The sequence below is a fragment of the Sphingopyxis macrogoltabida genome (assembly GCF_001307295.1).
In the GTDB taxonomy this organism is placed as follows: domain Bacteria; phylum Pseudomonadota; class Alphaproteobacteria; order Sphingomonadales; family Sphingomonadaceae; genus Sphingopyxis; species Sphingopyxis macrogoltabida_B.
The window spans coordinates 1,816,377-1,841,923 of record NZ_CP012700.1 but is presented as its reverse complement, the minus strand read 5'-3'; the positions used below and the strand labels follow the sequence as shown (position 1 = coordinate 1,841,923).

Annotated in this window: 21 protein-coding genes and 1 tRNA gene; 11 read left to right on the top strand and 11 right to left on the bottom strand. The window is 64.9% G+C overall.

Annotated elements, in window-relative coordinates; genetic code table 11:
- The first annotated feature begins 32 nt into the window (after window positions 1-32).
- Window positions 33-2,339 (top strand): ATP-dependent helicase, encoded by a 2,307-nt coding sequence (locus AN936_RS08650; protein ID WP_054587811.1) that lies wholly within the window; start codon window positions 33-35, stop codon window positions 2,337-2,339.
- Window positions 2,340-2,415: 76 nt separating this feature from the next.
- Window positions 2,416-3,294 (top strand): DUF4349 domain-containing protein, encoded by an 879-nt coding sequence (locus AN936_RS08645; protein ID WP_054587810.1) that lies wholly within the window; start codon window positions 2,416-2,418, stop codon window positions 3,292-3,294.
- A 69-nt stretch (window positions 3,295-3,363) separates the two neighbouring features.
- Here the strand turns inward: AN936_RS08645 and AN936_RS08640 are convergent.
- A tRNA-Ala gene (locus AN936_RS08640) sits at window positions 3,364-3,439 on the bottom strand.
- A 98-nt stretch (window positions 3,440-3,537) separates the two neighbouring features.
- Here AN936_RS08640 and AN936_RS08635 point away from each other — a divergent pair.
- On the top strand, window positions 3,538-4,554 hold the full coding sequence (locus AN936_RS08635) for an NADP-dependent oxidoreductase (RefSeq protein ID WP_054587809.1): 1,017 nt from the start codon (window positions 3,538-3,540) through the stop codon (window positions 4,552-4,554).
- Between the two features lie 12 nt (window positions 4,555-4,566).
- Here the strand turns inward: AN936_RS08635 and AN936_RS08630 are convergent, their stop codons facing one another.
- A complete protein-coding gene (locus AN936_RS08630; protein ID WP_054587808.1) occupies window positions 4,567-5,952 on the bottom strand; it encodes a DEAD/DEAH box helicase in 1,386 nt (461 codons plus the stop codon).
- Between the two features lie 140 nt (window positions 5,953-6,092).
- Complete coding sequence (locus AN936_RS08625) at window positions 6,093-6,620, bottom strand: hypothetical protein (RefSeq protein WP_054587807.1); 528 nt, start codon at window positions 6,618-6,620, stop codon at window positions 6,093-6,095.
- A 187-nt stretch (window positions 6,621-6,807) separates the two neighbouring features.
- Here AN936_RS08625 and AN936_RS08620 point away from each other — a divergent pair, with 187 nt between their 5' ends.
- The 3 genes from AN936_RS08620 (at window position 6,808) to AN936_RS08610 (ending at window position 9,710) form a co-directional block, all read left to right on the top strand.
- A complete protein-coding gene (locus AN936_RS08620) occupies window positions 6,808-8,232 on the top strand; it encodes an FAD-binding oxidoreductase (protein WP_054587806.1) in 1,425 nt (474 codons plus the stop codon).
- A gap of 123 nt (window positions 8,233-8,355) precedes the next feature.
- Window positions 8,356-9,135, top strand: coding sequence for a SapC family protein (locus AN936_RS08615; protein ID WP_054587805.1), 780 nt, complete (start codon window positions 8,356-8,358; stop codon window positions 9,133-9,135).
- A gap of 11 nt (window positions 9,136-9,146) precedes the next feature.
- On the top strand, window positions 9,147-9,710 hold the full coding sequence (locus AN936_RS08610) for a cytochrome b (protein WP_054587804.1): 564 nt from the start codon (window positions 9,147-9,149) through the stop codon (window positions 9,708-9,710).
- Between the two features lie 20 nt (window positions 9,711-9,730).
- Here AN936_RS08610 and AN936_RS08605 read toward each other — a convergent pair whose 3' ends face one another.
- Window positions 9,731-9,940: a DUF1674 domain-containing protein gene (locus AN936_RS08605; protein ID WP_054590168.1), complete on the bottom strand. Its 210-nt coding sequence runs from the start codon at window positions 9,938-9,940 to the stop codon at window positions 9,731-9,733.
- 43 nt (window positions 9,941-9,983) lie between these two features.
- Between AN936_RS08605 and AN936_RS08600 the strand changes: the two genes are divergently transcribed.
- On the top strand, window positions 9,984-11,282 hold the full coding sequence (locus AN936_RS08600) for an RsmB/NOP family class I SAM-dependent RNA methyltransferase (protein WP_054587803.1): 1,299 nt from the start codon (window positions 9,984-9,986) through the stop codon (window positions 11,280-11,282).
- On the opposite strand, the gene AN936_RS08595 is transcribed toward AN936_RS08600, so the two are convergent.
- The 3 genes from AN936_RS08595 to AN936_RS08585 are packed head-to-tail and all read right to left on the bottom strand — an operon-like array spanning window position 11,274 to window position 16,023.
- Window positions 11,274-13,058: a TRAFs-binding domain-containing protein gene (locus AN936_RS08595; RefSeq protein WP_054587802.1), complete on the bottom strand. Its 1,785-nt coding sequence runs from the start codon at window positions 13,056-13,058 to the stop codon at window positions 11,274-11,276. The genes AN936_RS08600 and AN936_RS08595 overlap by 9 nt on opposite strands.
- On the bottom strand, window positions 13,055-14,245 hold the full coding sequence (locus tag AN936_RS08590; protein ID WP_054587801.1) for a TIR domain-containing protein: 1,191 nt from the start codon (window positions 14,243-14,245) through the stop codon (window positions 13,055-13,057). Before AN936_RS08590 ends, AN936_RS08595 begins: the two co-directional genes overlap by 4 nt.
- A gap of 53 nt (window positions 14,246-14,298) precedes the next feature.
- Entirely contained in the window at window positions 14,299-16,023 is a 1,725-nt protein-coding gene (locus tag AN936_RS08585; protein WP_054587800.1) for a DUF885 domain-containing protein, read from the bottom strand.
- 128 nt (window positions 16,024-16,151) lie between these two features.
- On the opposite strand from AN936_RS08585, the gene AN936_RS08580 reads away from it, so the two are divergent.
- The 4 genes from AN936_RS08580 (at window position 16,152) to AN936_RS08565 (ending at window position 20,342) form a co-directional block, all read left to right on the top strand.
- Entirely contained in the window at window positions 16,152-17,456 is a 1,305-nt protein-coding gene (locus tag AN936_RS08580; RefSeq protein ID WP_084758250.1) for an MFS transporter, read from the top strand.
- A 139-nt stretch (window positions 17,457-17,595) separates the two neighbouring features.
- Window positions 17,596-18,264, top strand: coding sequence for an RBBP9/YdeN family alpha/beta hydrolase (locus AN936_RS08575; RefSeq protein WP_054587799.1), 669 nt, complete (start codon window positions 17,596-17,598; stop codon window positions 18,262-18,264).
- Window positions 18,261-19,181 carry a cysteine synthase A gene (gene cysK / locus AN936_RS08570; protein ID WP_054587798.1) on the top strand — a complete coding sequence of 307 codons (921 nt, stop codon included), beginning with the start codon at window positions 18,261-18,263 and terminating at the stop codon, window positions 19,179-19,181. The genes AN936_RS08575 and cysK overlap by 4 nt, the downstream gene beginning before the upstream one ends.
- A 9-nt stretch (window positions 19,182-19,190) precedes the next feature.
- Window positions 19,191-20,342, top strand: coding sequence for a cell wall hydrolase (locus AN936_RS08565; RefSeq protein ID WP_054587797.1), 1,152 nt, complete (start codon window positions 19,191-19,193; stop codon window positions 20,340-20,342).
- A gap of 278 nt (window positions 20,343-20,620) precedes the next feature.
- Here AN936_RS08565 and AN936_RS08560 read toward each other — a convergent pair whose 3' ends face one another.
- The 4 genes from AN936_RS08560 to cysD all read right to left on the bottom strand — a co-directional run bounded on the left by AN936_RS08560 (window position 20,621) and on the right by cysD (window position 25,541).
- Complete coding sequence (locus AN936_RS08560; RefSeq protein WP_054587796.1) at window positions 20,621-21,760, bottom strand: zinc-binding dehydrogenase; 1,140 nt, start codon at window positions 21,758-21,760, stop codon at window positions 20,621-20,623.
- Between the two features lie 156 nt (window positions 21,761-21,916).
- Window positions 21,917-22,669, bottom strand: coding sequence for a 3'(2'),5'-bisphosphate nucleotidase CysQ (locus AN936_RS08555; protein WP_054587795.1), 753 nt, complete (start codon window positions 22,667-22,669; stop codon window positions 21,917-21,919).
- Window positions 22,666-24,594 carry a sulfate adenylyltransferase subunit CysN gene (cysN, locus tag AN936_RS08550; RefSeq protein ID WP_054587794.1) on the bottom strand — a complete coding sequence of 643 codons (1,929 nt, stop codon included), beginning with the start codon at window positions 24,592-24,594 and terminating at the stop codon, window positions 22,666-22,668. Before cysN ends, AN936_RS08555 begins: the two co-directional genes overlap by 4 nt.
- The gene (gene cysD / locus AN936_RS08545) at window positions 24,594-25,541 is read right to left on the bottom strand and encodes a sulfate adenylyltransferase subunit CysD (RefSeq protein WP_257719804.1); all 948 of its coding nucleotides are present in this window, start codon (window positions 25,539-25,541) and stop codon (window positions 24,594-24,596) included. Before cysD ends, cysN begins: the two co-directional genes overlap by 1 nt.
- Between the last annotated feature and the right edge of the window lie 6 nt (window positions 25,542-25,547).

The window sequence follows — 25,547 nt, the reverse complement described above, 5'->3', positions numbered from 1 at the left end:
TCGCGCTGTTCCCTAATCGTTCGCGCGTGAATATGCCCCCTGCCTCGATACCCGACCTGCCGCCGCCCGACCCGTCGGACCCGCCCTATCTGCACGGGCTGAATGGGCCGCAGCGACAGGCTGTGCTGACGACCGAGGGCCCGGTGCTGATGCTCGCGGGGGCCGGGACCGGCAAGACCGCAGCGCTGACCGCGCGGCTGGCGCATATCATCGCAACGCGCCGCGCCTGGCCATCGGAGATCCTCGCGGTCACCTTCACCAACAAGGCGGCGCGCGAGATGCGCGAACGAATCGGGCGGATGATCGGCGACGCGGTCGAAGGCATGCCTTGGCTCGGTACCTTCCACAGCATCGCGGCGAAGATGCTGCGCCGCCACGCCGAACTCGTCGGGCTGCAGAGCAATTTCACCATCCTCGACACCGACGACCAGCTGCGCGTCCTCAAGCAACTCATCCAGGCCGAGGGGCTGGACGAGAAGCGCTGGCCGGCGCGCCAGCTCGCGGGGTTGATCGACAAATGGAAGAACCGCGGCCTGACCCCGCCCGATCTCGATGCGGCCGACAAGGAAGCCTATGCTGACGGCAAAGGGCAGCATTTCTACGCGCTCTATCAGGCGCGGCTGAAAACCCTCAACGCCTGCGATTTCGGCGACCTGCTGCTTCACATGCTGGTGATCCTGAAAAACCACCGCGACGTGCTCGAACAATATCAGGAACGATTCAAATATATCCTTGTCGACGAATATCAGGACACCAACGCCAGCCAGTATCTCTGGCTCCGCCTGCTCGCGCAGGCGCGCAAAAATATCTGCTGCGTCGGCGACGACGACCAGTCGATCTATTCGTGGCGCGGCGCGGAGGTCGCGAATATCCTGCGTTTCGAAAAGGATTTCCCCGGCGCGACGGTGATCCGCCTCGAACAAAATTATCGCTCGACGCCGCAGATCCTTGCCGCCGCTTCGGCGCTGATCGCGCAGAACAGCGGCCGCCTGGGCAAGACGTTGTGGACCGAGCTCGATCCCGGCGACAAGCTGCGCGTCGTCGGCGTCTGGGACGGGCCCGAGGAAGCCCGGCGGATCGGTGAGGAACTGGAGACGCTCCAGCACCGCAAGGTCAGCCTCGACCGCACCGCAATTCTCGTCCGCGCGCAGTTCCAGACGCGCGAGTTCGAAGACCGCTTCATCGCGATCGGCATGCCGTACCGCATCGTCGGCGGTTTCCGCTTCTACGAACGCGCCGAAATCCGCGATGCGCTCGCCTATCTCCGTCTCGTCCAGTCGGCAGCCGACGACCTCGCGTTCGAGCGCATCGTCAACGTTCCCAAGCGCGGGCTCGGCGACAAGGCGCTGGCGCGTATCCACCAATATGCGCGGCATGAGCGCGCGCCGCTCTTCCACGCCGCGTCGCGGATCACCGAAACCGACGAACTGACGCCGCAGGCGCGCCGCCAGCTGGCGAATTTCGTCGCGCAGATGCGGAACTGGCAGGGCAAGGCGAACGAGCTGTCGCATCCCGAACTCACCCAGCTGATCCTCGACGAATCGGGCTATACCGCGATGCTGCAGGCCGACCGCAGCGTCGAGGCTGCGGGTCGCCTTGAAAACCTCTCCGAGCTCGTCCGCGCGATGGAGGAGTATGAATCGCTCGAAGCCTTCCTCGAGCATGTCAGCCTGGTGATGGACCGCGACCAGAATGACGACACAGAGACCGTCACCATCATGACGATCCACGCCGCCAAGGGGCTTGAGTTCGATCATGTCTTCCTTGCCGGCTGGGAGGATGGCGTCTTCCCGTCGCAGCGCTCGATGGATGAAGGCGGCACCGCCAGCCTGGAGGAAGAGCGCCGCCTCGCCTATGTCGCGATCACCCGCGCCCGCCGGCGCGCGAGCATCTATCATGCCGCGAACCGGCGTATCTATGGCCAGTGGATGAGCAGCATCCCCAGCCGCTTCATCGGCGAAATCCCGCAAGAGCATATCGAGAGCGAGAACAGCTTTGGCGGCGGGCAAAGCCTGTGGCGTGCTAACTGGTCGGCGCAGGGCGACCCCTTCGCGCATGTCGCCGAACGCCAGCCGGCGCGGACGATGACGCGCGGTCCGGCTTGGCAGCGCGCGGTCGCGCAATCCTCGACGATCACGCGCGCGCCGGCGCCCAGCGAAAAAGGCCCGGCCGCCTCGGTCGGCGCCAAGCCGCGCAGCGATCTCGCGATCGGAATGCGCGTGTTCCACGAAAAATTCGGGTACGGCGAGATCATCGACATCGACGGCAACAAGCTGGAGGTCGAGTTCGAGCAGGCCGGCAGCAAGCGGGTGCTTGACGGCTTTGTGAAGCTCGCCTGATCTCTTATTGTCTACTACATTAGTTATGATATGTAGTCCCATGCGGCCAACGAGTCGCGTTTTGGGAGAGTCTTCTATGAAAACCAAGCTCTTAGCGGGCGCGATGGCGCTCGCCCTGATCGGCTGCTCGAAAAAGGCAGCCGAAGATGCTGCTTCGACCGACACCCCTGCCCCCGCCACCGAAGCTGCGTCGGCGGCCCGCGACGCGGCAGAAGAGGCGGTTCCCGATATCGGCCTTAATGCGACCCCCGGCGTCGCCTTCGATTATAGCTATGCGTTCCGCTTAGACGACAACCGGATCGCCAAGGTCCAGAGCGAACATGCCGCTGCGTGCGAAATGCTCGGCACCGCGCGGTGCCGGATTGCCGACATCCGCTATGGCAAGGTTCGCGAGAATGAGGTCGAGGCGCAGACGAGCTTCAAACTCGACCCCGGCATCGCCCGCAAGTTTGGCGCCGATGCGATCGCCAGCGTCGAGAAGGCCGAGGGCGTACTCGCCGATGCCAGCGTCGCCGGCGAGGATGTCGGCACGCAGATCGAGCAATCGCAGCAACGCAGTGCCGGTGCCGCTGCCGAAATCGAGCGTCTCGAAGGGCGGCTGAAACAGGGCGGGCTCGACAAGGGTGAGCGCGCGGAACTGCTCGCGCAAATCGCCGGGCTGCGCGGCCAGCTCGGCGACGAGCGCGCCAGCCGGCGCGCCGGCGAAGCGAAAATCGCGATGACCAGCGTCGTCTTTAACTATGTCGGCAACGGCGGCCTGCCGGGGATCGGCCACGAAAACCCGTTCAGCAACGCGTGGACGACGCTGCTTGGCAGCGGCGGCACCCTGCTTTCGATCATTCTCGTGGCTGGCGCAGCGATCCTGCCCTGGGCGCTGCTTGCCGCGCTTATCGTCTTCCTGTGGCGGAAAGTCCGTCGCGGGCGTCCGACCGGGCCGTCGGCGCCGACAGCCTGACGGGCATCATGGCCGGGGGCGGATGATCTGTCCCCGGTCGATACGTTTGACTGGAAGGAGAAAGGGTCGTGGTGGAGCCGAGGGGAATCGAACCCCTGACCTCTGCAGTGCGATTGCAGCGCTCTCCCATCTGAGCTACGGCCCCGCGACCGGCGGCGTCTTAACGGGCCAGCCGGACAGTGGCAACGGCTTTTCTGATCATTGGGCCGTGTCGCCTAATAAAAACGGGAAAGCGGGGGTAATATGGCCAAGGCGTGGCACCTCATCAGCCGTCCGACCGGACTACCGACGATGGCGGACTTCGCGTTACGCGATCTGCCCGACGCGCCGCTGGAAGCCGATCAATTGCGGGTTCGCAACCTCTGGCTTTCGGTCGATCCCTACATGCGCGGCCGCATGAACGACGCGAAAAGCTATGCCGCCAGTTTCAAGATCGACCAGCCGATGACCGGCGGCGCGATCGGCGAAGTGATCGAAAGCCGGCTCGACGGTTTCGCGCCCGGCGACCTCGTCCTCCATATGGGCGGCTGGCGCGATGGCGGCGTGATCGGACTCGACGTGAGGCCCAATAAATTGCCCGCAGCGGCGCTCGCCGCTGGGATGACGCCGCAGACCTTTCTCCACAATATGGGCCTGACCGGCGGCACGGCGTGGATCGGGCTGCTGAGGATCGCGGCCGCGAAGCCCGGCGACGTCGTTTTCGTCTCCGCAGCCGCGGGCGCCGTCGGTTCCGCCGTAGTACAGATCGCCAAGGTGCGCGAGATGACGGTGATCGGCTCGGCGGGCGGCGCCGAAAAGTGTAAGTGGGTCAGTGCGCTGGGTGCCGATGCGGTGATCGATTACAAGGCTGGGCCCGTCCTTCCGGCGCTGGCAGCGGCTCTGCAGAAATTGGGCAAGAGCGGCGTCGATGTCTATTTCGACAATGTCGGGGGCGAGCATCTCGACGCTGCTTTCGCTACCGCGAGCGATTTCGCACGCTTTGCCATTTGCGGGATGATCGACGTCTATAACGACGGCAAGGCGCAGGAGATGAAGTATCTGATCCGCGCGATCCCGGCGCGCATCCGGATGGAAGGCTTTATCTACACCGACCAGTTCATCGATTGCATGGAAGAGTTCTACGCCGACATGGGGGCGTTGATCGCAAGCGGCGCGGTGACGATGCGCGAGACGGTGCACGACGGGCTCGAGGCGGCGCCCGACGCTTTCCTCGGACTCTTCTCCGGCGACAATATCGGGAAGATGCTGGTCAGGCTCTGACCCGCGTCGGCATCACTCGGTGCCGAAGCCAACCGAAAGAAAGCTCGGCATCGGACCGTTCCAGCCATCGTCGGGACCGTCCCGGTCGTCGTGACGGTCGGACGCCGGAGGCTTGCGCTTGTCGCCGGACTTCTTCGGCTTCGACGGCGCTTCCTCGGTGGCCTTTACCGGACGCGGCTCGTCCGTCGTCGATTTCGATCCGCCGCGGCTGCGCCCGGACCGGGCCTCTCGTCGCGGTTCCCGATCCCCGACGTCGGCCGCCTTGGCATCCGATGCCGTGGGTGACGCCTGACTGTGGACCGGAATCTGGTAGCCGGTGAGCTTCTGGATATTGTCGACCGCTTCGTCGTCCGACGGCGTGACCAGCGTAAACGCCCGCCCCTTCGCGCCCGCGCGACCGGTGCGGCCGATGCGGTGGACATAGTCGTCGGGATGCCAGGGGGCATCGAAATTGAAGACGTGGCTGACGCCCTTCACATCGAGCCCGCGCGCCGCAACATCGGAGGCGACGAGGATATTGATCGTGCCGGCCTTGAAACGGTCGAGCTCGGCGATCCGGCTCGACTGATCCATGTCGCCGTGAATCTCACCCGCCTTGTAGCCGTAGCGCTGCAGCGACTTGGCAAGTTCGCGGACCGTCGTCTTGCGATTGCAGAAGATGATCGCGGTACCGATGTCTTCGGCCTCGATCAGCCCGCGCAACGTGTCGCGCTTGCTGCGTTCCGACGTCTTGACGAGGAACTGTTCGATATTTTCGTTGCGGCTCGCCGGGCGGGCAACCTCGATCGTCTTCGGGTTCGACAGGAACTTGTCGGCCAGTTTCTTGATCGGCGGCGGCATCGTCGCCGAGAACAGCAGCGTTTGCCGAGTCGCGGGCAGCTTCGTGCAGATATTCTCGATATCGGGGATGAAGCCCATATCGAGCATCCGGTCGGCCTCGTCGATGACGAGCAAGTTGCAACCGGTGAGCAATATCTTGCCGCGCTCGAACAGGTCCATCAGGCGCCCCGGCGTTGCGATCAGCACGTCGACGCCTTTTTCGAGCGCTTTGACCTGGTCACCCATCTGGACGCCGCCGATCAGCAGCGCCATCGACAGCTTGTTATATTTGCCGTATTTTTCAAAATTTTCCGCGACTTGCGCTGCAAGTTCACGCGTCGGCGCGAGGATCAGCGAGCGCGGCATCCGGGCGCGGGCGCGGCCGTGAGCGAGGATGTCGATCATCGGCAAGACGAACGAAGCGGTCTTGCCGGTGCCCGTCTGGGCGATGCCGATAATATCCCGCATCATCAGGACCGACGGGATCACCCCCGCCTGAATCGGCGTCGGTTCGTCGTAGCCCGACTCCTCGATGGCGCGCAAAAGTTCGTCGGAAAGGCCGATGTCGGCAAATTTCATAAGGTCATCATGTCCGGAAAAGGTGACAGCGCAGCGTCCCACGCCAGCCAACGCTGCGCCGCCCCTAAGGGAAAGGGCGATGAAAAGTCAAGGAAAGCCGAGCCTATGGACACGATTAATCGTCGCGTCCGTCACGGGCATCAATCCTCGTCGCGTGGAACCGGAACCATCAGACGGAACTTGTCGACCTCACACTTCGCCCCGGTACGAGCGTGAATCTGGTCGCGACCCTCGCAGAGCCTGCCGTCCTTGCTGCCCTGCATATAGAATCCGGCGTAGAAATCGAGCGCCCGGCAGCCTCGGTTGAGCTGGGCGCGAAGCCTTTGTTTTTGCCGCGTTATCAAATCGATACTGTCGCGCTGGACCGCCTGCATGCCAAGGATGTTGCGCATGGCGACGCATTTCGGCGCCTTCTTTTCTTTCCACACCAGCGGCAGTTCGCGCGACCGCAGCGCCGTCGTCGGCCCCGCGGCAAAATTGTTGAGCGAGGAGCGTTGCGCCGGAACGCGGATGATCAACTGCTGCTCGATCACGACCTGCCAGTAGGGAGCCGTCGGCGGTTCGAGCCCCGGCGCCGCAAGGGACACCAGCGGTTCGGGCGGCGCGGCGGGCATTTCGGCGTCGGCGGGTGCCGCCGCGAGCATCAGCAGGGTCGCGGACGTCAGCACGATTCGGTTGCCGTCCTTTCGGCGCCCTGACAGAAGATGTTGCTCACCATGGCTCCCGCATCGATGCTCGCTGGACGAAAATAGCCTATTCGTCCAACGCCCCCTTTAACAGGCATGATTGAACATCAAATGAATTGCTGTCGACCCCTGCCCCTCCAACCGTCGCGAAATTCCGGAGCAAAGCATCATGACTAGCGCGCCATCGCCTGAGGCCCTCGATGCGTTTGCCGGCCTGCTCGGGTCCAAGGGTTTCACCACCGATGGCGATGCGATGACGCCGTGGTTGACCGACTGGCGCGGCAAATATCATGGCGCCGCCGCCGCGATGCTGTCTCCCGCGACGACCGATGAGGTGGCTTCCGTTGTTCGCCTATGTGCCGAGAACGACGTTGCGTTGGTGCCCCAAGGCGGAAACAGCGGCATGGTCGGAGGCGCGACGCCCGACGCTTCGGGAAATACGGTCTTGCTTTCGACGCGCCGAATGAATGCCATTCGCGCAATCGACCGCGATGCGCAGACTGTCGTCGCCGAAGCCGGCGTGATCCTCGAACATCTGCACGAAGCGGTCCTGCAGGAGGGATTGCGCTTTCCCCTGACCCTTGGCGGCAAGGGGTCGGCGACGATCGGCGGTCTCGTTTCGACCAATGCCGGCGGCACGCAAGTCCTTCGCCACGGTACGATGCGGGCGCTGGTCGCCGGGATCGAGGCCGTGCTGCCCGACGGCAGCATTTTCGATGGCCTCGCGCCATTGAAGAAGGACAATCGCGGCTATGACCTGCGTCACCTGCTCTGCGGCGCCGAGGGGACGTTGGGCATCGTGACGGCGGCGTGCCTTCGCCTCGTGCCCGCCGTGGCGGCGCGCCGGACGGCGTGGATCGGCCTCGAATCGCCCGCCACCGCGCTGCAGTTGCTCCGCCGCCTCGACGCTGCGATTGGCCGCGAACTCGAAGGCTTCGAAATCATTCCGCAAAGCTGCCTCGACGCCGTCCTTCGTCATATTCCCCAAACGCGCGCCCCTCTTGCGAAGGCCAGTCCCTGGCACGCTTTGGTCGAACTCGCCGGCGAGAGCGAAGATGCGCTCGACGCGGCATTGCAGGCCGAACTCGCCGCTGCGCTCGACGCAGGGTTGATCGCGGATGTCGTGATTGCCAAAAATGATCGCGAAAGCGAGGATTTTTGGCGCCTGCGCGATTCCATATCGGAAGCCGAGCGCGCCGAAGGCCCGGCGCTTCAGCACGATATTAGCGTCCCCGTCGACCTTATGCCGGCATTCATCGCCGAAAACCCGCTGCGCCTCGCCGCAGCCTTCCCCGGCGCCCGCGCGCTGTCCTTCGGACATCTGGGCGACGGCAATGTCCATCACCATGTCCAGCCGCCGGTGGATGCCGACGGCCGGGCATGGCTTGCCGCGCATGGAGAAGCGGTAAGCCGGCTCGTCTATTCGCATGTGATCGAACTCGGCGGTTCGATCTCGGCGGAGCACGGGATCGGCCAGATGAAGCGCGACATCATGGCGGAACTAGACAGTCCGGCGCGCATCGCGGCGCTGCGCGGCATAAAGGCGGGCCTCGACCCTGCCGGCCTGTTCAATCCGGGCAAGCTGATCGGCTGACCATCCGTCGCTCGGCGGTCACCCTCCGGATCATCGCCCCCTTGCGCCGCGCCGCGCGTACCAATATGGCGCGCCATTGCCCTTTCGACCCCGGCCAACGGGGTCCCATCTCGGAGTTCGATCATGGCCACTGCGCCCGCCCCTGCCAACCTGCCGCTTTTCTACAAGGACCTCGTTCCGCTTTCGAGCGTCGATCACGCCGACTTCCACGCGCGCCCGCTCGACAAGGCCGACTTTCTGATCGACCAGCATGCCGTGCCGCTGACCTCGGACGAGTTCATCGCCGCGAGCCGCTTTTACCCGATCGTCTTTTCGGCCGGTGAAAACCCGGTTCCGCTCGCGCTGATGGGGCTCAACGAAGGCATGAACACCTTTGTCGATGCCGATGGCAAGCTGATCAACCCGGTCTATGTGCCGGCCTATATCCGCCGTTATCCCTTCCTGCTCGCCCGCCTGCGCCCCGACAGCGACGAACTGTCGCTGTGCTTCGACCCCACTTCGGGCGCGGTCGGCAAGTTCGACGAAGGCGACGCGCTGTTCGCCGACGGCAAGCCGACCGAACCGGTCAACGCCGTGCTCGAATTCTGCAAGAATTTCGAAGAATCGGGCCAGCGCACCGGTGCCTTCGTTGACGAGCTCAAGAAGGCCGACCTGCTGATGGACGGCGAAGTCAGCATCCAGCCCGAAGGCAGCGACAAGCCCTATGTCTATCGCGGGTTCCAGATGGTCGACGAAAACAAGCTGCGCGAACTGCGCGGCGACGTCTTGCGCAAGATGATGCAGAACGGCATGCTCGGCCTGATTTTCGCGCACCTCTTTTCGCTGCAACTGATGCGCGAGATTTTTGCGGAGCAGGTGAAGAGCGGCAAGATGCCGCTGGTCACGGAGGCTCCCGCCGCCTGAGGAGACTGCTTATGGCCACCAACGCCGACGCCGGGGCAGCGGGAACCACCGCCGACCCGCGCTATACGAAGGTGGCCATATGGCTTCACTGGGTGATCGGGCTGGCGGTTATCGCCAATATCGGTCTCGCGATGCTGACCGAGGACATGCCGCGCGAGACACATCGCGCGGCAATGGCGACCCACAAGGCGCTCGGCATCGCGGTGCTGTTCCTGACCATCGTCCTGATCCTGTGGCGTCTGGGGCATAAACCCCCACCCTATCCGGCGGCGATGCCAGCCTGGCAGCGACCGGTGAGCAAGATCGTCCACCTGCTCTTCTACCTGCTGCTGATCCTGCTGCCACTTTCGGGATGGGTGTGGATGTCGGCGGCCAACCGGCCCGTCGATTTCTTCGGTTTGTTCACGGTGCCGTCGATCGCTGCGCCGAGCGAGGCCTTGGCCGACACCTTGCACGACCGGCACGAGGTGCTGGGGCTGACGATGCTAGCGCTGGTTACGCTGCATATCCTTGCGGCGCTGAAGCATCAGTTTTTCGACCGCACGCGATTGATGGGACGGATGAATCCCTTTTGATTTTTACATCAACCGAAACGTCAGAAGTCGATGGCAAGGCCCTTGAGCTCCCAGTCGCCATAGCGCACCGGGTTGCGTCCGCCCGGCTGCTCGGCGTCGGGTTCGGCGCGAGCCGGTTCGGGAGCGGGAACCGGCGTGTTCGTCCAGCCGGCGGGCGGCTTTACATGCGCGGGACGCTTCGCCGCGCGCGGGGTACCGCCAATCGTTTCAGCTTCATCATGCTTGCTCATCACCATATCAATATAGGCCAGCGCATCTTGATCGCCAACCGTCATGGCTGACCGGCGGCCTCCCCGCCGGCGCCGCGGGTCCGAGGGCGACCCGCCGGGCACGGCGCCGCGCCGCGCCGCCCTGCGTCTGATCGACGCCGTGCTGCGGCGCGGCGATCCGCTCGATATCGCCGCCCACGCGGCGACGCAGGGCCTTGCGCCCGCCGACCGGGCCTTTGCGATCGCAATCGTGTCCGAAACGCTGCGCTGGATGGTCGACATCGACGCGCTGATCGACAGCGCCACGGCACAGCCGCTGCCTGACGACGTCAAGTCGCGCGCCGTGCTGCGGATCGCACTGGCGCAGCTCTTGGTGCTGAAAAGTCCGGGACATGCGGTGGTGTCGACCGCGCTCCCGCTCGTCGATGGTGGACCGCGGCGGCTGGTGCATGCGATCCTGTCGCGCGCGCAACAGGAAGAATGGGCGCTGCCCGAACGCGCCACGCTGCCCCCGGCGACCGCCGAGCGCTGGTCGGCGGCGTGGGGCGACGCGATGGTGACGGCGGCGGAAGCGGCGTGGAGCGCGCCGCCGCCACTCGACCTCAGTTTCGCCGCCGAACCCGATGCGGCGGCGTGGCCCGACGCCACCAGCCTTGTCCCGCGCCATTTGCGCTTGCCACGCGGGCAGGCGGTGACCGATCTGCCCGGTTTCGAGGCGGGCGGCTGGTGGGTGCAGGATATCGCCGCCAGTATCCCCGCGCGGCTGCTTGGCGCAGGCGACGGGCGGTCGGTGCTCGACCTCTGCGCCGCGCCCGGCGGCAAGACGATGCAGCTCGCCGCTGCGGGCTGGTCGGTACTTGCCGTCGACGCAAGCGCCAAAAGGCTGGCGCGGCTCGAGGAAAATCTCGACCGCACCGGGCTGGAAGCTGCGGTCGTGCAGGGCGATATCCGGAAATGGGAACCGGGCGAGGCGGCCGATGCGGTGCTGCTCGACGCACCCTGCTCGGCGACGGGTATCTTCCGCCGCCACCCCGACGTGCTTCACCGCATCGAAGCACGCGAGATCGCCGAGATGGCCGGACTTCAGAGCGAACTGCTCGCGCGCGCGGCGAAGTGGGCCAAGCCGGGCGGCACGCTTGTCTATGCGACCTGCTCGCTCGAACGCGCGGAAGGGGAGGACCAGATTATGGCTTTTCTCGCCGGGCGTCCCGATTGGTCGGTCGTTCCGGCAGGTGGCGACGAACTCCCCGCGGGAATCGCGCCTGATGCGAACGGTTTTGTCCGAACGCTCCCAGACATGCTCACGGCGGCCGGCGGCCTCGACGGCTTTTTCATCGCCCGGTTGCGGGCACCGTCAGGCTGAGCGGCGCGACAGGCGATAGAGCGCCAACTCGCCATAATCCTTGGCGAGCTTCACTTTGCCGACATAATCGCAGTTGAAATCGCGCGCATTGCCGAGCGCCAGCATCGCCGCGAGCGGTTGGGTGCAATAAATCTCGCCGACGAGCGTTACCGGCTCGATCCGCGCGGTGCGGGTTACCTCGGTTCCATACCACAGCTCGTTGCCGACCACCGGATCGACGCCGCGATAGATCGGCCCGAAGTGAATGCCGGTGCGCATCCCGGCGCGATGCCCTTCGAGGCCGAGGCCCGGCGGCAGCGTGCCGAGCCGTTCCTGCATCGCCAGCGCGATCCGCGCGGCGGTCGCCGGCTCGTCGATGATCGCATAGACGGCATCGCCCCAGGTGTTGCGGAACAAGACGGCGTCGCCGAAATCGTCGAGGATGCGGCCGATGCCGCCCATGACCTCCTGCGCGAAAACGGGGAGCTCGCCCTCGCCGAGCTTCGAAAAGCCGGCGAAATCGGCGAACAGGATCGCATAAAGGCCGCGCCGCGTGCCCTCGGGCGGTTTCGGCGCAGGGGGAAATTCCAGTCTGCGGTCGAGATCACCGACGGCAATCGTCCCGGTAACCCCGCCATTGTCGCGCCACAGGGCGATATCGGCGTTGGTGCCCGCGATGACCGCATCGGGCCGCGCCGCCACCGCCGGATCGACGACGGCGAACTGGATCGCCGCGGTTTCGAGTTCGCGGGCGCGGAGCTTGGCGAGCCCCATCGCAGTGTGCGAACCGAGGATGAACTGGCAATCGTCGCTGACATAGCGCGCGGTGCTGGCGAAATGGACCATCGCCGCGCCGTCGCGGCAGCGGACATAACGTGCGAGCCATTCGTCGCCGCCCGACAGCACCGACTGGGCGATGAAATCATCCTCGGCGAAAGGCAGCACCACGGTCAGGTCGATGCCGCGCGCCAGCGCTTCCTCGGCGAACAATATGTCGGCGCCGCAGGCGAGCGGGCCGATCAGCGCCGACACGGGCCGGGTATCGAGCGCGCGGGCGATCGCGGCGTGCGCATTGGCCTCCCCCGCCCCGCCGGCCCGGAACATGCGGCCGCAATAGACGCCGACCGGCATCGGGCGCAGCACGGCGATGATCGCGGCGGCATGATCGCGATCGATCGCGCGGCTCTTGGCGAGCCGGTCAATCTGGCGGCAGGTCGAAGCGCGATCGCCGGCCCGGGTGCCGGCCTGTTCATCCGCACTGCGAGCGTGGATCAACGCCTCGTCCCCGCGTCCCAGCAACAGCAACGCCTCGACAAAGGTCGCCTGATCCCAATAATTGCCAGCCGGGCCATTGGCGGCGATCGGTTCGGCGAGCGACGCGGCCCGCTCGCGTTCGCCAAGCATCGCGTACAGGCTCGCGGCATTGATCGCCGGAAAATCTGCGCCCGACATGCGAAAGGCGTGATCGTAAGCGGCAGCGGCCTTTTGCAGATAGGCCGTGCGTTCGGAACCGCGGTGGTCGAACGCTGCATCCTTCCAGATGCGCCCTGCGAGCGAAACACTGTCGACGTCGCCGCTCGCGGCGAGGTCGAACTGTTCATAGAGGTGCATCGCGCCGAGGCTATCGCCCGACGCGGCCAGCGCGCGCACCATCAGATAACGGAGGCGCGGGCTGTCGGTGCCGGCGCGGCGTGCGGCGGCGGCGCAGTCGAAGGCGCTCAACGCATCGCCCTGCCCCAGCCGGTGCGCGACCTCTGCCTCGGCGGAGGCGCTCGCCGTCGCCCCGCTATCCGTCATTGCGCGCCGGCTTCGGCCGACTTCAGCAGGCTGACGTTCGCCTTTTCGGTCGCCGACAACTGCACATTGTCGCTTGTCGGACGATACCAGTCGAACTGGCCGAAATGTCGCGCCAGCCGCGGATCCTTGAACCGGAAACCATGGCGTGCGAAAATCTCGTTCCGCGCGATACGCAGTTCGAGCAGCCCGAAATTGGCGATATCGGCGGGGGTCAGCAGCCGTTCGGACGAATCGGGAATCACCACCCCGCTGCCGCCTACCCCGGTCGGCATTGGACCGGCGGGCGCGGCGGGCGTTCCCTGTGCCGCCCCGCCCTCGACCAGCCGGATATATTTGCGGAACATATAGCCCATCGTGCCGTCCGCTTTGCGGACGCGCCACCATTGGCCCGGTTGTTTGTAGGTCAGGAATTTTTCGCCTTCGAGCACCTTGCCGACGATCGCCGACTGGGTGTTCTGCGCCGCGCGAATGTTGGTGAACCCGTCGGGATCATCGATGACCGCGGCCAAGGTATAAGCTTCGCCCGGCGCGGTGGCCGGCGCTGGCGCGTCATCGGATGCGGGAACCTCGGGCTTTTCCTCCTCGACCGGCGCGGCCGCTTGCGATGCGGCAGGTTCGACGGCGGCGGGCTGCGTCAGTTTCCAGGCGAGCAGCGCAATGGCGACGACGGCGAGCCCGAGCAGTGCCCATGGCAGGAACGAGGATTTTGGCGCTGCGGGCGGCGACGGCACATCATCGCGCGGCGGGGCGACCGGGGCCATCGGACGCGGGACCTGCACCGGTGCAGCCACGGCTTCCCTGCCGCATAAATCCTCGAGACTCATCAGCACCTTGCGCCAGCCGCTGTGATCGGCCTCGCCGCGCCAGTCGCTGAGGTCGGCGAACTGGATCTGGTTGAAGGGGAGCGGCGGCATCACGTCGTCGATCGCCGTCTGCACCAGCTTCTTCTGGTTGCGTGCGACATCGGCCTCGGCGCGCACCCATTCGGACTGCGCCGATGCCTGCGACCAGACGACGATCGCCGCCTTTGCGCTGCCGATCTTTTCCGTAATCACATCGCCGTACGACCGGTGCGGCGGCAGTTCGGCATCCCACCAGACGTCATAGCCTGCCGCCGAAACCGCCGCCGCGATATCGGCGACGCGCGCCTTGTTGTCGCGCGAGTAGGAAATGAACACGTCGACCATGGACCAGCCCCCTTTTACGGGAGGCTAGACATGCGATCGCCGATTCGCCAGCCTCAGAAGACCGCCTTCGGCGCCTCTTCCTTCATCATCGCGGCGCGCACCATCGGGATCGGCGGCCCGCCGTACGACAGGAACTGGTCGTGGAATGCCTTCCACTTCGTCTTGTCGCCCTTCGTCCAGTCCTCGCGGAGCTTGCGGATCATCAGCTTGCCCATCGTGTAATTGAGGTACAGCGGATCATAGGTGCCGCGCGCCGCCTGCTGGCGGGCGTTGCCTTCGTCCTGATAGCATTGTTCCTTGAACAGCTTTTCGGAGTCGGCGACCGTCATGCCCTTGGTGTGGAGCCCGATGGCCGACAGATAGCGGCAATCGCGCAGCAACGCGTTAGACAGCTGGCCGATATGCGTTTCGGGGTCGCCGTCACCGAGCCCGGCGTCCCACATCATCTCCTCGGTATAATGCGCCCAGCCCTCGGCGAAGGCGTAGCCGACGAACAGCTTGCCGAAGATGCTTGTCGCGCGGTTCGAATGGAGGAAGTTGAGGAAGTGGCCGGGCCATACCTCGTGCACCGAGGTGAACATCAGATCCTTTCGGCCCGGCACAAAGTCGTTCTGCGTCTGCTTGTCCCACGTCGGATCGGGCGGCGAGATATAATAGACCGACGGCAGGCCTTTCTCATACGGCCCGGGAATGTCGATATAGGCGCTGTTCTGCCGGTTGTACGGCGGCGATTCCTCGACCTGCGCCTGTTCGGTGCCAGGGATCGTCACCAGATCCTTCTCGACGAGGAACGCGCGGAGCGCCGGGAGCTGACGGCGGGCCTCCGCGACCGGACCGTCGGCGGGCTTGTCCGAATTCATTTTCTTCATGCAGTCGGCGATCGTCATCCCCGCCGCATAGGTCGCGCAGGCTGCTTTCAGCGCATCCTGATTGCGCTTGAGATCGGCCTGGCCGATACGCTCGAGTTCGTCGAGCGGCGTATCGACGCCTTCGTTGGTCAGGATCATCTTCGCGAACTTGTCGGCGCCGAGCGCATATCCGTCGGCCGTACCGGGCTGCGAGCCGACATAGGCGGCGAGATCCTTCATCGCCGCAGCGGCCTTGGCCGCAGCATCGTCGAACTGCTTCTGCAACTCGGGATCTTTGACCTCGGCAAAGGCCTTTTTGGCGTCGCCGGTGTAATAATCGGCGAAACCGCCGAAGCCCGCGGTGCCATATTTGACAAAGGTCGCGGGCAGCGGCAGCTTCAGGTTCGCCTTGATCTGTTCGGCGGCCGCCGGAACCTTCTGCGCATAGGCGATGAAGGCCTTCATTCGCGTCGTCGCATCGGCATAAGGCCTTGCGATATAGACGTTGGGATCGAGCGCGCCGACGTAAAAGGCCGGATTCTTCTGCACGAAATCGGTGTCGCGGAGGAAGAAGAGCTGTCCCTGCGCGACATGGACCAGATAATCGCGTTCGAACTCTTCGGCATCGGTCATCTTGCCGTCGAACGCCTTTGCGTCGGCAATCGTCTTCTCGAGGAACGCCGCCTGCTTTTCGATGCCCTCGGACGACCAGTCGGGAAGCTGGCCGTCGAACTCGTGCTTGCCCTGATAGACGGCGAAATTCGGGTTGAGCGGAAAATAGCCGGCAAGGAAATTGTCGCGGAACCCGGTCCAGTTTTCTGCGCTCCCCTGCGCCGATGCGGATTTGTTGTCCGACGCATTGCAGGCGGTAAGGACCAGCAAGCTTGCGGCCATCGCGGCACCGCCAAAGCGGGCAAAACTCTTTTTCATCCGGTGAACTCCCTGAACTCGATGCCCGGCTTTTTGCCACCCGGTGCCATCGATGACATCCGTTAATCGACGAACGGCAGGTGCAAGCCGTCTGGACAGGCCCGAAAAGCGGTTTAGGGCGGAACGCGATGGCAACGCTCCCACCCGAACCCGCTGACGAACCGGTGATGCCGGGCGCCGATCCCAAAGCCCCTTCCCCGCTCAGCTTTCCCGACTATCGCTATTACTGGTTCGCACGCTTCACCGCGGTGATGGCGACGATCGCGATGGTCGTGGTCATCGGCTACCAGCTCTACGACACCGCCCGCACCGACTATGGCATGTCGATCAAGGAGGCGTCGTTCCAGCTCGGGCTGCTCGGGCTGTTCCAGTTCCTGCCGCTCGCCATCCTGACCCCGGTCGCCGGCTGGGCGGCGGACCGGTTCGAGCGCCGCACCGTGGCGATTTTCTCCAACCTTATCGATATTCTCATCGCCGCGACGCTCGGCTGGTTTACCTGGACCGATGGCCTGTCGCTGCCATTGCTGTTCGGTCTCGCGGCGCTGCACGGCGTCGCACGCGTTTTCTCCGGGCCGGCGATGAGCGCGATCGCTCCGAATATCGTGCCGCCAGCCGTGCTGCCTCGCGCGATCGCGATGAGCAGCATCGCCTGGCAGTCGGCGTCGGTGATCGGCCCCGCTGCCGGCGGCCTCATCTATGCGGCGCATCCGACGTCGGTCTATATTTTCGCGGTGGTGCTGCTCGCCGTCTCGGCTTTCACGCTCAGCCGCGTCCGGCCCGTGCTGCCCCCGCCTGCCGAGGTGCGCCGTCATCCGCTGCGCGAGATGGTCGACGGCCTCCGCTTCGTGTGGACCGAGCGCTTCTTGCTCGGCACGATCACGCTCGATCTGTTCGCGGTGATCCTCTCGGGCGCGACCGCGATGTTGCCGGTCTATGCCCGCGACATCTTGCACACCGGCTCCGAAGGACTCGGGCTTCTCCGCGCCGCGCCTGCGGTCGGCGCCGCGGTCGTCGCGCTCGGGCTCGCTTGGCGGCCGATCGAGCGTAATGTCGGGGTCAAGATGCTGTGGGCAGTCGCCGTGTTCGGTGCCGTCACGGTCGCTTTCGGCCTGTCGACCAGCTTTTTTCTGTCGCTCGGTCTGCTCGTCGTCATGGGCGCGGCGGACATGTTCTCGGTCTTCGTGCGCGGCACGCTGATCCAGCTCAACACGCCTGACCATATGCGCGGGCGCGTCAGTGCCGCGTCTGGGCTCGCCATATCGGCCTCCAACGAACTGGGCGAGATGCGCGCCGGCGCGATGGCGGCGGCGCTGGGTCCGGTGAGCGCCGTCGCGCTTGGCGGCGCGGCCGCGGTCGGCGTGACCGCATTATGGGCGTGGCTGTTCCCCGAACTGCGGCGCGCGCGGACGTTCGAGCCGCAGTTCAAGCAATAGGATTGCGGACCGCAAAACCGTCTGTCGCAATTGTCCGTCATTCCGTCCAAAGGATATTGTCAATTTAATTAGTTGAGTTATTCAGGTGCCACCCGTCACCGCGGCTCCCTCTCACTTCCCCATGGATGGAGCACATGTCATGCACAGTTCGACAATCGCCCATAAAATCCTGACGATACCGGGGCTCTACAACAGCGGCCCGACCCATTGGCAAAGCCTGTGGGAGCAGAAGTTCGGCGCCTGCGAGCGAATCGAGCTCGGCAACTGGAACGACCCCGACCGTGACGAATGGGTCGGACGGATCGCCGCGGCGATGTCGGCTGAAAGCGAACCGGTGCTGATCGCGGCGCACAGCCTCGGCTGCCACGCCTTCGCCCACTGGTTCGCGCAGGCGAGCGATTTTGCGCGGGCCCGCATCGCCGGCGCGCTGCTGGTCGCGCCGCCCGAACTGTCGCAGCTCCGGCGCGACAACCGTGCGACCAGCTTTGCCGATTCCCCCTCCTTCACGTCGCAGACGCCGATGATCGTCGTGGCGAGCGACAACGACCCCTATGCCAAGACATCGCACGTCTGGCGCCTGTCGCGGCAGTGGGACGCGCGTTTCGTCAATGCAGGACCGTTCGGCCATATCAACGCCGACTCCGGCATCGGCGATTGGCCTTATGGACAGTATCTGCTGGCGTCGTTACAACCCGCGCCCGCACCGGCGCTCGCGGACGAGGCGCTCTGGCTTCGTGCCGGAGACTGGCCGAACCGCGTTCGCCGCGACCCGCGGTTCGAATTCAAAGAAAGAGCGCACCGATCATGAAAGCCAATTCGATCCTCGATACCATCGGGAATACGCCGCATATTCGCGTCGCAAAGCTGTTCCCCGACGCCGAAGTCTGGGTGAAGTCGGAACGCAGCAATCCCGGCGGGTCGATCAAGGATCGCATCGGGCTGGCGATGATCGAGGCCGCCGAAAAGGACGGCAGCCTGAAGCCCGGCGGTACCATCGTCGAGCCGACGTCGGGGAATACCGGCATCGGTCTCGCGATGGCTGCGGCGGTCAAGGGATATAAACTCGTCCTCGTCATGCCCGAAAGCATGTCGCTCGAACGCCGGCGGTTGATGCTCGCCTATGGCGCGACGTTCGACCTGACCCCGCGCGAAAAGGGCATGAAGGGCGCGATCGAACGCGCGATCGAACTGGTCGAGACGACACCCGGCGCATGGATGCCGCAGCAGTTCGAGAATGAAGCCAACATCGACGTCCACGTCCGCACCACCGGCCCCGAAATCTATGAGGATTTCAAGGACACGCCGATCGACGTGCTGATCACCGGGGTCGGTACCGGCGGCCATATCACCGGTACGGCACAGTTCCTGAAGCAGCATTGGCCGAACCTGAAAGTGTTTGCGGTCGAGCCGGAAGCATCGCCGGTCATCTCCGGCGGCCAGCCCGCGCCGCACCCGATCCAGGGTATCGGTGCGGGCTTCATCCCGCGCAACCTGCACACCGACCTGCTCGACGGCGTGATCAAGGTCGATGCGGCCGCCGCCAAGGATTTTGCACGCCGCGCCGCGACCGAAGAAGGCATGCTGGTCGGCATTTCGTCGGGCGCGACGCTCGCCGCGATTGCGCAGAAGCTCGCCGAACTGCCGGCAGGGAGCCGGGTGCTCGGTTTCAACTATGACACCGGCGAGCGTTACCTGTCGGTTCCCGATTTCCTTCCCGAGATCTGATCCTCCTGCATGCGCCCCGAGGGCGATCCGGTGACGTTGCCATTGTGGCGCGAACGGTCGGGGTGGCTGTTCGTGCTGCTGGCTGTCGCGGCGATCGTCGCCGTATTGCATCTGAGCGGCCAGATCGGCGGCGGTGTGGCGACGCGCCCGCACCCCGTCGCGCCGCCCGCCGATATCGTCCCCGATGTGCTGCCTATGGAGCTGGCACCCGTCACCGAGGATGATGCGCGCGCAGCCAATGCAAAAATCCCCCTGATAACCAAGGATTTCGCGACACCCCGCCCCTTCGTCTACGCGGGCGATGGCGACGGGCGCAGCCGCGCCCGCGACTGTCTGGCGGCGGCGATGCTTTACGAAGCGGGCGACGGCAGCAAGGGCCAGTTCGCGGTCGGCCAGGTCATCATCAACCGCGCGCGTCATCCCGCCTTTCCGAAGTCGATTTGCGGCGTCGTCTTCCAGGGTTCCGAACGCAGCACCGGTTGCCAGTTCACCTTCACATGCGATGGCGCACTCAGCCGCCGCTATTCTGATGCGGCGTGGACGCGCGCGCAGGTCAATGCCGACATGATGATGTCGGGCCTCACCTACCCCGCCGTCGGGCTCGCCACCCATTATCACACCGACTGGGTCCGCCCGTACTGGAGCGACAGTCTCGAAAAGATCGCGATCGTCGACACCCACCTGTTCTTCCGCTGGCCCGGATATTGGGGAACGCCCGGCGCTTTCCGCGGTGCCGTGTCCGGAAGCGACGGCCCGGTCGCCAAGATGGCGGCGCTTTCGCCGCTCCACGCGCTGGCGCTGGGAGTTGCGCCGACCGAGCTTGCGGGCGTCGATGCCAATGCCGCACTCGGTGAGGCCAGGGTGATCGCCGGTGCGGGCGAAGCCGCAGGCCGCGACACCATCTATGTCGCGCTCGACCGCAAGGCCGCACCCGAAAGCTTCGTCACCACCGCGCTGCGGCTCTGCGGCGACAAGCCCTATTGCAAGTTCATGGGCTGGACCAACCCGACGCTCAAACCCGACAGCGACGCGATGAGCGACATGCAGCGCGCCGCGATGACCTTTTCCTATCTCCGCGACGACAAGGCGGGCTTCGAGAAGGCGCTGTGGAATTGCAGCGAATATAAGCGTGACGACGCGCGCCAGTGCATGAAGCGATAATCCGAAGAACGGCAGAAATCTGCCGAACTTCACACTGAAAATCGAGATTCTTCGTCGGCCCGAACCCGATTGCAACGCCGGCCCCGTCACGCTGCCCGCCAGATGCCAGATTGCGTCGAGCAGAGTGAGGAACGAGAGCGAAGCCGATTTCCCAAACGGCAGAAAACTGCGCAACTTCACACTGAAATCGCGTTCTTTGCCACTACAGGAATTTACGGCATGCTCCATTCATCAGCATGAAGCACGCCGCGGCAATGTAGGACAGCGGTTTTGATCCGTCAGCCGTGCGGCCTGATCAGATATTTCTCACCCGTTCGCTTCGCGTTGTAAGCCTGCGCCGTGTCGACATCCAGCGCCCCGGTCAGTGACACTTCATGGCTGTAGTGGCTCTTGAACGTCGTCGTCAGCTCGTCGACGACGCGTTGCCGCATCCGGCCCACGACCTCCATGCCCGCCTTGGCCATGAAGGGGGTCAGCAGGAAGCCGCCGAGCGCCCAGGTCAGGCCGAAGCTGCGCGCCGAGAAGGTCGTCGGTGACAGGTCGAGCGCGCCATAGATATAGACCTGCTTGAAGGTGTCCGAGCCGTAGCGGCTGTAGCTCGTCATCCGCTGGACCGCCGCGGCTTCCATCGCGGTCAGCAGCTGCCCGGCAAGCTTGCCGCCGCCGGTCGCATCGAAACCGAGCGTAGCGCCGGTTTCGACGATCGCATCGATCAGCCGCTCCATGAAATCGTCGGCGCTGCTGTTGACGATATATTTCGCGCCGATCGCTTTGAGAATTTCGACCTGTGCGTCGCTGCGCACAATGTTGACGAGCGGGATGCCGTCCTTGGCGCAGATCTTGACGAGCATCTGGCCGAGGTTCGATGCCGCGGCCGTGTGGACGATCGCGCTGTGGTTTTCCATCCGCATCGTCTCGGTGAAAGCCAGCGAAGTGAGCGGATTGACGAAGCAGGAGGCACCGTCGGCTGGGTCGGTGCCGTCGGGCAGCGGCATCACCATCTGCACGGGCAGGCAGCGATATTCGGCATACATTTCGCCGCCGAGCAACGCGACGGTCTTGCCGAGCAGCGCCTGCGCCTCGGGCGAATCGCCGGCCTTCACGACCAGCCCGCAGCCTTCGTTGCCGATCGCCATCGCCTCGCCGATGCGGCCGCGCATCGCGCGCATTCCCGCGGGCGGGACGTCGGCAGTGAGCACGGGAAGGCCGTCGCGCGTCGATGCCTGCGCCGTCGTCATGTCGGCACCACCGAACAGCAGGCCGAGGTCGGACGGGTTGATCGGCGCCGCGAGCACTTTCACCAGCACCTCGTGCGGCTTGGGCTCCGGCATCGGCCGGCGCTCGAGCGAGACTTCGAGATGCCCTTCGGGCTTCACCAGCGTCAGCATGACAAGGTTGGTATCAGGCAGGTCGGTCATCGCGCATCTCCCGTTGTTCGGTTTTTCGATGCAACGGATTAGGCGGTGCCGATACGGCTGGCAACCTCTCCATAGCCGGTCATCCCGGCGAAGGCCGGGATCTCGACGGTGCGTCACAATTTGGCGGGGAGATCCCGGCCTTCGCCGGGATGACGATCAGGAGTTCGGTGAATAGTCCGCAGCCAGCCGCAACACATCGTCGGCCAGTTCCTTCCGGCAGATCAGCAGGTCGGGCAGATAAGTATCGATATTGTTGTAGCGGAGCGGCGAACCATCGGCGCGGCTGACGTGAAGCCCCGCTGCCTCCGCCACCGCGGCAGGCGCGCAATTGTCCCACTCATATTGGCCGCCGGTGTGGAGATAGATATCGGCCTCGCCGCGCACCACCGCCATCGCCTTGGCCCCCGCCGAGCCCATCGGCACGAGTTCGGCACCGAAGCTTTCGGCAACGGCCAGCGCTTCGGCAGCAGGGCGCGTGCGGCTGACCAGCATTTTCGGCGGCGTATTAGCGGGCTGGAGCGCGACGGGAGCCCCTGACGTCAGCGTTACATCGAGGCCGGGCAAGGCGACCGCACCGATGACCGGTTCGCCGTCGATCGCGAGTGCGACATGGACGGCCCAATCGCTGCGGCCCTCGCCATATTCACGGGTGCCATCGAGCGGGTCGACGATCCAGACGCGGCTTTTGGTAAGGCGATCAGGGGTGTCCTTGCTCTCCTCCGACAGGATGCCATCATCGGGGCGCTGTTCGCGGAGCGCATGGATCAGGAACTGGTTCGCGACCTGATCGCCGGCCCTGCCGAGCGCCTTGCCGGCGAAGAGGCCGGACTCCCGCACGGTGAGCAGGATGCGCCCCGCGGTCTCGGCGAGATGCGCGGCCAGCGCGGCGTCGTCGAGCGCGGCGCTCATCCCAGCAGCCTGTCGACGATGATGTCGGCGGCCTCATCGGGTGTCATGTTGGTTGTATCGATGCGGATTTCGGGGTTTTCGGGTGCCTCATAGGGGCTGTCGATGCCGGTGAAGTTCTTGAGCTGTCCGGCGCGGGCCTTTTTGTAGAGGCCCTTGACGTCGCGGTGTTCGGCTTCGGCGAGCGGGGTGTCGACGAAGATTTCGATGAACTCGCCCTCGGGCAGCATCGCGCGGACCATCTCGCGCTCGGCCTTGAACGGCGAGATGAAGGCGGTGATGACGATCAGCCCTGCGTCGGTCATCAGCTTCGCGACCTCGCCGACGCGGCGGATATTCTCGATCCGGTCGGCCTCGGTGAAGCCGAGATCGCGGTTCAGCCCGTGGCGGACATTGTCGCCGTCGAGCAGGAAGCTGTGCCGGTTCATCCGGTGCAGCTTCTTCTCGACGAGGTTGGCGATCGTCGACTTGCCCGAGCCCGAGAGGCCGGTGAACCATAGTAGCGCGGGACGCTGGTTCTTGAGGCCCGCGCGCATGTCGCGGTCGATGTCGGTCGCCTGCCAGTGGACATTCTGCGCGCGGCGCAGGCTGAAGTGCAGCATGCCCGCCGCGACCGTCGCATTGGTCAGCTTGTCGATCAGGATGAACCCGCCCAACACCTTGTTTGGGCTTGTGCGATTGTCGCCATAGGCCTCGAAGGTGATCGGCTTGTCGGTCGACAGCTCGACAACCCCGATGCCGTTGAGGTCGAGCGTCTTCGCCGCGAGATGGTCGAGCGTGTTGACGTTGATCTCGTACTTCGGTGCCTGCACCGTCGCCGACACGCTCTGCGTCGCCAGCTTCAGCCAATAGGCGCGCCCCGGGATCATCGCCTCGTCGGCCATCCACACCAAAGTCGCCTCGAACTGGTCGGCCGCCTCGGGCGGATTGTCGGCCGCCGCGATGACGTCGCCGCGCGAGCAGTCGACCTCGTCGGCCAGCGTCAGCGTCACCGACTGGCCCGCGACGGCCTCGTCGAGGTCGCCATCGAGGGTGACAATGCGGGCAACCGCCGTCGTCTTGCCGCTCGGCAGAATACGCACCGCGTCGCCCGGCCTGACCTTGCCGCTCGCAAGCTGGCCCGAGAAGCCGCGGAAGTCGAGGTTGGGCCGGTTGACCCACTGCACCGCCATGCGGAAGGGCTTCGCCTCGTCGGCGGCGCTGCCGACCTCGACGCCTTCCAGATGCTCGATCAGCGCCGGGCCCTTGTACCAGGGCATGTTGTCCGACAGCGCGGTGATATTGTCGCCCTTGAACCCCGAGATCGGGATGGCGGTGAAGTTCGTGATGCCGATCTCGCTCGCAAAGGCGCGGTAGCTGAGCAGGATGCGCTCGAACACCGTCTTGTCGTAATCGACAAGGTCCATCTTGTTCACCGCGAGCACGATATGCTTGATGCCGATCAGATGCGCGAGGAAGCTGTGGCGCCGCGTCTGGGTGAGCACGCCCTTGCGCGCATCGATCAGGATGACGGCGAGGTCGGCGGTCGAGGCGCCGGTGACCATGTTGCGCGTGTACTGTTCGTGCCCCGGGGTGTCGGCGACGATGAACTTGCGCTTTTCCGTCGTGAAAAAGCGATAGGCGACGTCGATCGTGATCCCCTGCTCGCGCTCGGCGGCGAGGCCGTCGACGAGCAGCGCGAAGTCGATCTCCTGCCCCTGCGTGCCGACGCGCTTCGAGTCCGCCTCCAAGGCCGCCAGCTGGTCCTCGAAGATCATCTTCGAGTCATAGAGCAGGCGCCCGATCAGCGTCGATTTGCCGTCGTCGACCGAGCCGCAGGTGATGAAGCGCAGCAGCGACTTTTGCTGATGCTGTTCGAGATAGGCGTCGATATCCTCGGCGATCAGCGCGTCGGTGACATAGACGGGGGTGTCGGAGGGAGCCGGCATCAGAAGTACCCCTCCTGCTTCTTCTTCTCCATGCTGGCGTCGCCGCCGTCCTTGTCGATGATGCGGCCCTGCCGCTCGCTGGTGGTGGTGAGGAGCATTTCCTGGATGACTTCGCTGAGCGTCGTCGCTTCGCTTTCGACCGCGCCGGTCAGCGGATAACAGCCGAGCGTGCGGAAGCGCACCGAGCGCTGAACCGGCACCTCGCCTTCTTTCAGCGGGAAGCGATCGTCGTCGACCATCAGCAACAGGCCGTCACGCTCCACCGTCGGGCGCGGGGCGGCGAAGTAGAGCGGTACGATCGGGATATTCTCGCGCGCGATATATTGCCAGATGTCGAGCTCGGTCCAGTTCGAGATCGGGAACACCCGGATACTCTCCCCCTTCGCCTTCCGGGCGTTGTAGAGGTTCCACAGTTCGGGCCGCTGCTTCTTCGGATCCCAGCCGTGGCTTGCGGTGCGGAAGGAGAAGATGCGTTCTTTCGCGCGGCTCTTTTCCTCGTCGCGCCGCGCGCCGCCGAAAGCGACGTCGAAGCCATGGAGGTCGAGCGCCTGCTTCAGCCCCTCGGTCTTCCACATGTCGGTGTGCAGCGGGCCATGGTCGAACGGGTTGATCCCCCGCGCCTTCGCCTCGGGGTTCTGGTAGACAATGAGCTCCATGCCGCTCTCCGCCGCCATGCGGTCGCGCAGCGCGTACATCGCCTGGAACTTCCACGTCGTGTCGACGTGCAGTAGCGGAAACGGCGGCGGCGAAGGATAAAAGGCCTTGCGCGCCAGATGCAGCATCACCGCACTGTCCTTGCCAACACTGTAAAGCATCACGGGCTTGGCCGCATCCGCCAGCACCTCGCGCATAATGTGAATGCTCTCCGCCTCAAGACGGTCCAAATGGGTCAGCGTATCGGTCATGTCCCGCCCTTGCCGCCGCTCATGTCGGCGGGCAAGCTGTATGGGCTT

Coding starts and splice junctions, on each gene's coding strand:
- AN936_RS08650 (WP_054587811.1), top strand. CDS start 33: ATGCCCCCTGCCTCGATACCCGACCTGCCGCCGCCCGACCCGTCGGAC.
- AN936_RS08645 (WP_054587810.1), top strand. CDS start 2,416: ATGAAAACCAAGCTCTTAGCGGGCGCGATGGCGCTCGCCCTGATCGGC.
- AN936_RS08635 (WP_054587809.1), top strand. CDS start 3,538: ATGGCCAAGGCGTGGCACCTCATCAGCCGTCCGACCGGACTACCGACG.
- AN936_RS08630 (WP_054587808.1), bottom strand. CDS start 5,952: ATGAAATTTGCCGACATCGGCCTTTCCGACGAACTTTTGCGCGCCATC.
- AN936_RS08620 (WP_054587806.1), top strand. CDS start 6,808: ATGACTAGCGCGCCATCGCCTGAGGCCCTCGATGCGTTTGCCGGCCTG.
- AN936_RS08615 (WP_054587805.1), top strand. CDS start 8,356: ATGGCCACTGCGCCCGCCCCTGCCAACCTGCCGCTTTTCTACAAGGAC.
- AN936_RS08610 (WP_054587804.1), top strand. CDS start 9,147: ATGGCCACCAACGCCGACGCCGGGGCAGCGGGAACCACCGCCGACCCG.
- AN936_RS08605 (WP_054590168.1), bottom strand. CDS start 9,940: ATGAGCAAGCATGATGAAGCTGAAACGATTGGCGGTACCCCGCGCGCG.
- AN936_RS08600 (WP_054587803.1), top strand. CDS start 9,984: ATGGCTGACCGGCGGCCTCCCCGCCGGCGCCGCGGGTCCGAGGGCGAC.
- AN936_RS08595 (WP_054587802.1), bottom strand. CDS start 13,058: ATGACGGATAGCGGGGCGACGGCGAGCGCCTCCGCCGAGGCAGAGGTC.
- AN936_RS08590 (WP_054587801.1), bottom strand. CDS start 14,245: ATGGTCGACGTGTTCATTTCCTACTCGCGCGACAACAAGGCGCGCGTC.
- AN936_RS08585 (WP_054587800.1), bottom strand. CDS start 16,023: ATGAAAAAGAGTTTTGCCCGCTTTGGCGGTGCCGCGATGGCCGCAAGC.
- AN936_RS08580 (WP_084758250.1), top strand. CDS start 16,152: ATGGCAACGCTCCCACCCGAACCCGCTGACGAACCGGTGATGCCGGGC.
- AN936_RS08575 (WP_054587799.1), top strand. CDS start 17,596: ATGCACAGTTCGACAATCGCCCATAAAATCCTGACGATACCGGGGCTC.
- cysK (WP_054587798.1), top strand. CDS start 18,261: ATGAAAGCCAATTCGATCCTCGATACCATCGGGAATACGCCGCATATT.
- AN936_RS08565 (WP_054587797.1), top strand. CDS start 19,191: ATGCGCCCCGAGGGCGATCCGGTGACGTTGCCATTGTGGCGCGAACGG.
- AN936_RS08560 (WP_054587796.1), bottom strand. CDS start 21,760: ATGACCGACCTGCCTGATACCAACCTTGTCATGCTGACGCTGGTGAAG.
- AN936_RS08555 (WP_054587795.1), bottom strand. CDS start 22,669: ATGAGCGCCGCGCTCGACGACGCCGCGCTGGCCGCGCATCTCGCCGAG.
- cysN (WP_054587794.1), bottom strand. CDS start 24,594: ATGCCGGCTCCCTCCGACACCCCCGTCTATGTCACCGACGCGCTGATC.